6 protein-coding genes and 2 pseudogenes are annotated in these 7,951 nt (G+C 40.4%); 5 read left to right on the forward strand and 3 right to left on the reverse strand.

Features of this window, described 5'->3' with window-relative positions:
- Positions 1–183: 183 nt before the first annotated feature.
- The gene (locus tag QUB30_RS32395; RefSeq protein WP_333342245.1) at positions 184–960 is read right to left on the reverse strand and encodes a DUF6816 family protein; all 777 of its coding nucleotides are present in this window, start codon (positions 958–960) and stop codon (positions 184–186) included.
- 1,230 nt (positions 961–2,190) lie between these two features.
- Between QUB30_RS32395 and QUB30_RS32400 the strand changes: the two are divergent.
- From QUB30_RS32400 to QUB30_RS32410, 3 genes and pseudogenes are all read left to right on the forward strand, one after another.
- Positions 2,191–3,042: pseudogene (locus QUB30_RS32400) on the forward strand (IS5 family transposase).
- Positions 3,043–3,263: 221 nt separating this feature from the next.
- Entirely contained in the window at positions 3,264–3,896 is a 633-nt protein-coding gene (locus QUB30_RS32405; protein ID WP_333342247.1) for a hypothetical protein, read from the forward strand.
- Positions 3,862–4,566, forward strand: a complete 705-nt coding sequence (locus QUB30_RS32410) for a hypothetical protein (RefSeq protein WP_333342249.1) — start codon at positions 3,862–3,864, stop codon at positions 4,564–4,566. The genes QUB30_RS32405 and QUB30_RS32410 overlap by 35 nt, the downstream gene beginning before the upstream one ends.
- 90 nt (positions 4,567–4,656) lie before the next feature.
- Here the strand turns inward: QUB30_RS32410 and QUB30_RS34055 are convergent.
- Positions 4,657–5,031: pseudogene (locus QUB30_RS34055) on the reverse strand (ISKra4 family transposase); the annotation flags it as partial.
- Between the two features lie 1,126 nt (positions 5,032–6,157).
- Here QUB30_RS34055 and QUB30_RS32420 point away from each other — a divergent pair.
- A complete protein-coding gene (locus QUB30_RS32420; RefSeq protein WP_333342252.1) occupies positions 6,158–6,499 on the forward strand; it encodes a winged helix-turn-helix domain-containing protein in 342 nt (113 codons plus the stop codon).
- Positions 6,500–6,532: 33 nt separating this feature from the next.
- The gene (locus QUB30_RS32425) at positions 6,533–6,820 is read left to right on the forward strand and encodes a transposase (RefSeq protein WP_333342254.1); all 288 of its coding nucleotides are present in this window, start codon (positions 6,533–6,535) and stop codon (positions 6,818–6,820) included.
- Positions 6,821–7,311: 491 nt separating this feature from the next.
- On the opposite strand, the gene ccmS is transcribed toward QUB30_RS32425, so the two are convergent.
- Entirely contained in the window at positions 7,312–7,743 is a 432-nt protein-coding gene (gene ccmS, locus QUB30_RS32430; protein ID WP_333342256.1) for a beta-carboxysome assembly chaperone CcmS, read from the reverse strand.
- Between the last annotated feature and the right edge of the window lie 208 nt (positions 7,744–7,951).

A 7,951-nucleotide genomic window follows, 5' to 3' on the forward strand; every position in this document is an offset into this window, starting at 1 on the left:
ATGATTGCTGTATTTGGTTGTCAATGTTCGGATGATGTTTCTATTATTAACTGTGTTGTTAAGGTTTGTAAAGGGGTCTAGCGACAGTTAAACTGATGACTGTGATTAGGAAAGCTGATGACAGGAGACAGAGGGCCGATCGCCAAGCCGATGATTGCTAGGTCGATCGAGATGACAACTTAATTATGCCGGCACCAACTCCAACCGATATCGGTACAAAGCCACAGGATGCCCTCCAGCAGCAAAATAATCCGGGTCTTGCGGCGACAAATAAATCGCTGTCACCTGATCGGCTTCAATTCTTTTACTCGCAGAATCGCCATTTTCTCCGCCTCCAACAACTCGATAAGCCGTTGTTGTCTCCACCTCATTCAAATAAATATCATACTCTCCCCGAAACACTTGCTGAGAAATCTCTGTAGACACAAACTCGCGAGGATTCGGCGTCTCAGTTCCCCGACTGGTAACAATCGAAATTAGTTGGCGTTCCCCTTTCAAAACAGTAATTTGGCGGTTGGGATTCTTCGGATCGACTTTCACCGAAAGTACGCCACCGTCGCCTAAATAAGCCTTGGCAATATTCAAACCGTTAAAAGAGCGATCTGCGACAATCTTTGTAGCATCTTTAGATGTATAATTAGAAGCAAAACCAATATTTTTTTCCGGTTGAAACCGCACTTTAAACAATACTGGCTGCTGCAAATAGCGGCGGTTGCCTTCAAACCCAGGCGTGACAATATTTGGGGCTAAAGGAGAGGCTAAATCTACCAAAGTGATCGCAACATTCCAAGTGCCAGCTATCCAATCTGGATAAACCAAATCCCCCTTAGCTACAGCGATAGGAGGCTTGCTCTCCCAATTTGGGAAACTCGATGTGCGATCGCTCAAAACTCCCGCACTGGCACCACCGCACCACAAAAGTAACGCCAAAACCAAACAAAAACCCCAAATTGCTCTCATACCAAACTGCATCTCCCGGGCTAAAATTTTCTTGTTCTGCTTTAAGTCTTCTGTGCTCGATCGACGTGTAAAGCTATTGTAACGCTACGTTCCTAACAATCAGCTAAAAACATAATTAAGTTTTCAGTTTCGCAGCCATCAAATAATTTATTGTAGCAAGCTACCCATCAAACGCAACAAATAAAAGTTGGAAATTGCTGGCTCACAGTAAAAAATAAAAAAAGGAAGTGAGTACGCAAGTTGTGATATGTTACCAACTAGGATATGAGGCTCAATATACTATAAATACACTTTTTGGCAAAACTTTAGTAGTTACCCTAACTGTTTTAGGCAGTGGAATGATGCCTTTGGCGATAGCCCAGGCAGTCGATTCCCCAATTACTAGACCTCTTGCGAAAGTCTCAGGCGAGCTCTAATTTAGTCTTTAAAGAAAGTTCATAATTAGGGTTTGCTGAAAAAGTTATAAAAAGCAGGGGGTGGGAAATGAACAAGAGGCCCCAAGCATATCCCCTATCTTGTTAGGTAGCAACTAATAGGGTAAAGCGGGGATAAAAGGCAGACTACTGGTAGCCGAAACTGGTAACTGTCGAGCAAGAGTTCATGTGTAGCGAAAGCTTGCGATGTGTCTGAACCATCGTTATATTAGATGGTCTAACGGCTGAATCAAGTATAAACCCGTTGAAAAACACGGTAAAAACTGATTAAAGACCAAGCCAAAAGGCAAGGATAGGGAATAGGCGATTTGAAATTAGACCTATAAGCACTTCCCATAAACCCGGTGGATAGCATCACACTAAAAACTTTAACAATGTGTATTTGGAACGCAGTAAATATCATATATTTCTGGAAGTAAATCGATTACCCAGTAAGTAGCCAACGAATAATATATGGGAAGCATCCCAATTTTGTAAAAGGGGAAAAGTATGATACAGTTCCCCTTTTATTTTAGCTTATCCCTATATTATAGGATGTAAAAAATTAGCGAGACTCTAATCAAATTCGCTTATCAAGATATATAAACTTAAACAAGTTGACCAAAAATACCTAAAGAATTTTAGATAATTTATAAGAATTCATTTAAGTAGACCTCTTGCAAAATAATTTTATGCTATAATCAAGGGTTTGGCTTAAGTGGAGCAGATTGCAGGTTATAGCTAATTTTGAGGACATTTTGCTAAAAACAGCATAAAATGCTAAAAAGGTATTTTGTAGTTACACAATAAATCAATCATGAACAATCGATTTTATCAAAATTTAAAACCGGAGCAATTTAAACGGAGATTTGGTATCCAGATTCAAACGTTTAAAGAAATGGTTAACACTTTAGAACAATTCCGGCTAGAAAATCCTCAAGATAAACGAGGACGCCGAAGCGCCTTAACTCTTGAAGAACAAGTTTTAGTGGCCGATTAATATTGGCGAGAATATCGAACCTATTTTCATATGGGGACAAATTGGGGAGTATCCGAATCAACGATTTGCCGAATTATAACTAACATTGAATCAACTTTAATGAAAACGGGAAAGTTCCGTATTCCGGGGAAAAAGGCATTACTCAAAGACTCTGCTTATCCAGAAATCGTGGTGATGGATGTCACAGAAACCGCTATTGAACGACCTAAAAAAAAACAGAAGAGATATTACTCAGGCAAGAAGAAATATCATACTCTAAAAACTCAATTGGTAATTAATCAAGAGACCAGAGAAATTATTTGCACTGCTTTTGGACCAGGGCATTGCCACGATTTTAACTTGTTTAAAAAAAGTAAAATTCATTTTCATCCCGAAACAAATAGCTTACAAGACAGTGGCTATCAAGGGATAAAGGATTATCACCCCAATAGTTATATCCCTAGAAAGAAACCTAAAAATGGTAAACTTTCTCGAATAGAAAAAGACTACAATCGAGTTCAAGCACAGGAGCGAATTGTGGTTGAACACGTTAATCGGAGTCTCAAAATTTTTAAAATATTGTCGAGTCGTTATCGGAATCGCCGTCGCCGTTATGGTCTGCGTTGTAATTTGTTGTCAGCACTTTACAATTATGAGTTAGCTTTCAGGTCTAAAATTCAAAACCTTTAATTATAACATAGATTTTTTTTGCAAGAGGTCTAGTAAGTACACCTCAGCTTAAGCATTTGACTAATATTTTTTAACGACCATTGAGCCCCCGAAATTTTTAATTGCCTATCAATCTCTGTAGTTTAGACTAAATAAAGATGAGAACGGTGGCTTTCAGAAGAACTAAAGCCACCGCGCCGGGAGAGAATAAGGGTGAAAAAGAAAACCTACCCACTCCCTAAATGAACAGTGAACGATTAAAGGACTTTCGTCAAGCAGCATACGAGTTATTGGTACGAGCCAAGGATGCAACAAGAGAGCTGATGGATGCAGTGATGACCACTAGGAATGCGGCCTGTTTGGCGGAATTTTCGCTCAGTCCGCTATTCAATCGTCAATGGCCAAGCGTTTACGAAGCATTGCAAGACAGTAGGCCGGATCGGAAAAAACTGATGATGCTGTATCTCCAGCAATTAGAACAGCAAGTACCCGCAACGGAACACGTTTTAGTAGCAATTGACCACACGGCATGGGGGAGACCAGAGGCTAAAACATTAAAAGACAGAACCCATGAATATCAGCAGGGCGTCATTATTGGACAGGGGTACAGTACAATTGCGTGGATACCCGAAGCACAAGGAAGTTGGACATTACCCCTACTACATGAACGAATTAGTAGTTGGTCTTCACCAATAGAAAAAGCAGCTTCCCAACTCAAACTTGTTTGTGAACAGAGCATCAATCCAGTCTTAGCAGTTTTAGATAGAGAATATGGCAATGCAAGTTGGGTACTGGCGCAAGCAGACATTCAAGCTGATTGCTTAATGAGAGTCCGAAAGAATGCCTGGAAAGTGGTCAGCACCACCAACATATAGTGGTCGCGGCAGACCACGCAAGCACGGTCAGAAAATGAGGCTCTCCGACCCAACCACATGGCTCCAAGCAGATAATGTGATTGAAATTGACGAACATTCACAGTTGGGACAAGTTCGAGTCAGGCAATGGCTTGACTTACATTTTTATCGTGCCGCCGAACAGAGAGTCAATTTAATCCTGGTCGAAAGAATGAATCCCATGTCAAACGGTCAGCCGTTTCCACCCTTGTGGTTGGCTTGGGTTGGAGAACGAACTCTCCCTCTAGAAACTGTTTGGTTTAAGTATTTACGACGTTTTGGAGTGGATCATTGGTATAGATTTGCTAAGCAAAGATTACATTGGACATTGCCTAACTTGAGAACTCCCGAACAATCTGAGCGCTGGAGCGATTTAATGCCATTGATGAGTTGGCAACTCTGGCTAGCTAGGGATTTAGTAGTCGAGAATATCTTACCTTGGCAATCTGCTAATATCAATTTAACTCCTGGACGTGTTGCCCAATCAATGTTGTCAGTTTTAGTTGACCTTGGTACTCCCGCGAAAATGCCTAAACATAGGGGAAAATCCCCCGGCTGGGAAAAAGGAAAGGCACGTACTAAGGCACCATACTATCCCACTGTTAAAAAACGGGTTTCTCGACGCAAAAAGTCTTCAAGATTAGCTGTTTAATCTTCTACCTCTTGAGTTTTTGAGCAACATCTTGCCTTCTGTTAAAAGGCGACTACTTTTAGCTGCACTCATTTTTTAGTCTAAACTACAGTCAATCTGTTTGACCGTTGATTCAACGGCCCCTGACCCAATCGAACAAATATTTTCCTCGGATAAAAGTTGATAATTTACGATTCGATGACGATGTTTAGTTAGGTAGTTACAAAAATTAGCAGCTTGGCGACGACCGGCGGATTCAAATAGCTTAATTGTCTCATTTACCTGACCCTCCCACAACAATTTTCTAGCTTGTTCCAGTCGTTTATTAGACCCTCCTACTTTGTGCAAGTTTTCCATTAAATGGAACCAGTCTAAGATTTCTCTCCGTCTGCCTTGAGGATTAAATTTATTAATTAAATTCCCAATTCCATCATGTCCATCTCCCAAACAGGTTAAGAGGGGACTTAAAGGCTGATTATTTACAAAATTAATTAAGCTTTCATTCTCTTGAAAATATGCAGCATAAAAACTGGAATGAAGCCTGACGGCTTTATAATCAAGCCATTGAGACCCTTCTCCCTGTTGACCTCTAACACGAACTTTACCTCCATCAACGCTAGTTTCTTTTATTGATAATTCTGCGATTGGTTCGCTCCACTCTTTCTGGGTTACTAACCTGTGTAAAGCTGAATGACCTATCTTAATACCCGTCTGAACTCCCACTTCAATTGCCGCTTTTTCAAAAGACAAAACCGCCGCCATTCTCAAAGAGCATTTTTCCAATAATGGAGAGAGCCTTGTCGATTTTTTTACCTTTAATTTTTTCGCTTGGTCTTCGGTAATTTTTAGGGATCCGATACAGCTATTTAGGGTCCTTTCTCGTCCTTTTTCTGTCCCGGTTGCTGCTTTGATAAAAAAAAAGCAATATCGGGTCCCATGACCTCTAACCATTGTTGTCTAAGGTGCTGTTCAATGCTCTCTAAGTCCTCTAAAGACTCCGGGGGGCTGTTTCGGTATAAAATTTGGGCGATTTCATCATGACAGGCTTTTAACCGTTCGCGATCTTCAGGATTCATCATAAGGCTCCAGAACAATTTACTTTATTGTACGTGGTTTTTGCTGAAGACAGCGCTTAAATCATAGAAAAAATTAGTAGTTGCTTCCATAGCAGTTTTTGGGGAAGCCGTTGGTTTAAAAAATGTAAAATTATATCATTTATTGGGAAATTTACAAAATCGGGATGCTCCCTCGCCTGTTCGATGGCACATGCGGTCATTGCTATCTCTATGGCCTTGAATATCTCCTTACTTGGGATTTTGGGAGATACTAATGAGAATTCTTTGAGATGCACGCTAACTTGCTCTCTTTTTTTGGACACCATACCTAATTTACCACGGTTTGAGCCTTAACTGAACCGTATTGGGATATAATACCAAATCCGGTTATGATAGACTACTTATAATCACATAAAAATAAAAAGCGATGCCCAAAAAAGCATATTTGGCAAATCATCTCAATGCTAATGAACTGAAAGAAAAATATCTCACAAGTCAAGACCCAGTAGAAGCAAGGAGATGGCATATATTATTGAAAGTTGCATGATAGATGGACAATGAAAAATAGCGCAATAGCGGTGGGGCTAGATTATCAATACGTGAAAAAAATTGTCAAAAAATATAATGAGTTAGGAGTAGAAGGAGTCAAAAATAGGCGCAAAGAAACTCAGACTCATATCAGAGGAAAAACCCCATTATTAAGTGAACAACAATTGTCAAAATTAGTTACAGCACTGCGTTCAAGACCCGAAGATGGCGGAATCTGGACTGGACCCAAAGTAGCGAGGTGGCTGGAGAAAGAAATCGGCAGAAAAAAAGTAGGCAATCAAAGAGGATGGGATTACTTAAAAAAGTGCAAATACTCTTGGCAAAAACCGAGACCTAAACATCGCTCTTGAGATGAAAAAGCCCAGGAGGATTTCAAAAAACAGTTGCCAGTAAAGGTCAAAGAACTGGAACAGCAATATCCTGAAGCTCAAATAGAGGTGTGGTTCTTTGATGAGCATAGAGTGGGACTTAAACCGATACTTCGGAAAGTTTGGTCTCCCATAGGAGAAAGACCGATAGCAGTAGTACAGCATCGGTATGAATGGTTATATGTTTATGGATTTGTTGAACCCAAAACCGGAAGAACTTATTGGTATTTAATTCCTCGCGTAGATACGAGGTGGTTCAACCTGGTGTTGAAGACATTTGCGGCCGAAGTTGGTGCAGAGTAGCCAAAAATTATTCTGTTAGTTCAAGATAGAGCCGGATGGCATACCAGCCCAAAAGTCGAGTTACCAGCAGGAATAATTAAGGAATTTCTGCCCCCATATTCTCGCCTTACTCCAACCGTGCCGTCAAGATTATGGTCGTTAGTAGATGAACCTTTAGTTAACGAGCATTTTGAAAGTATTGATGAGTTAGAAGATGTTTTAGCTACCAGATGCTGTGTTCTTCAACAAATGAACAATGAAATCAAAAACCTGACCAATTATCATTGGTTTAACTATCGTTGATTTGTTAGTATTCTATGATAACCGGATTTGGTATAACCATCGACAATAGGGAAACGGAGGACACGGCAGTGCCGTTTCCCTACCCCAAAATCATCAATCTTCCTCAATCAGAGATGTAACCATCGCCGGATTAATTGTACGGAAACGGCACTGCCGTCTCCTGACTGTAAATAATCTCAATTATCATGCCACCGGATTTGATATAAGTCCTATTTCATATATTCAACCATCTGCTGTTCCAGCCTCGCCAACAATGTATCAACATCTGTTGCGGCTTCCTCAAAACAAACGGGAGGTTCAGGCTTAGGTTCAAACAAAATTAACTTGATTTGACCTTCGCCGATCGCCAAAATCGCCACTTCCTTCTCAGGCTTGTGAGCGTTCAACACACCTACAACTTCCTGAATATGACTTTTAACTTGACGGTTCAACTCCTCAACCGCCTCTTTCTTACAATACACAAAACGCGCCGTTTCTACAATATCAATTGCCAAAATCTCCTCGCTTTCCTCTCCCCTTTCCAGAAATAGCCCCCAAGCCAAAGCAGCCAATTCATGTTGATTAGCTTTCACGAATTTATCTAATTTGCGGCTCCAGCTATTTTCGTTGCGTTTGGATTCAGGGCTATCAAATAGAAACATTTTCTCTTCTTGCTTGTATAAACTAATATTTTGCAGTCAGTTGTCAGTTGTCAGTTGGCAGTCGTCATTAGTTAGAATTTAAATTACTAATTTGATCGTGTCTGGTTGATTCGCGATCGGATAACTTTCGATCTCGTAGATACTGTCTTGACCTGTCAAGGGGTAGCAGTCAAATAATTGGGGTCGAAAGGCTTTTGGGATTTTAAAA

Source organism: Microcoleus sp. BROC3, assembly GCF_036702515.1.
GTDB lineage: Bacteria > Cyanobacteriota > Cyanobacteriia > Cyanobacteriales > Microcoleaceae > Microcoleus.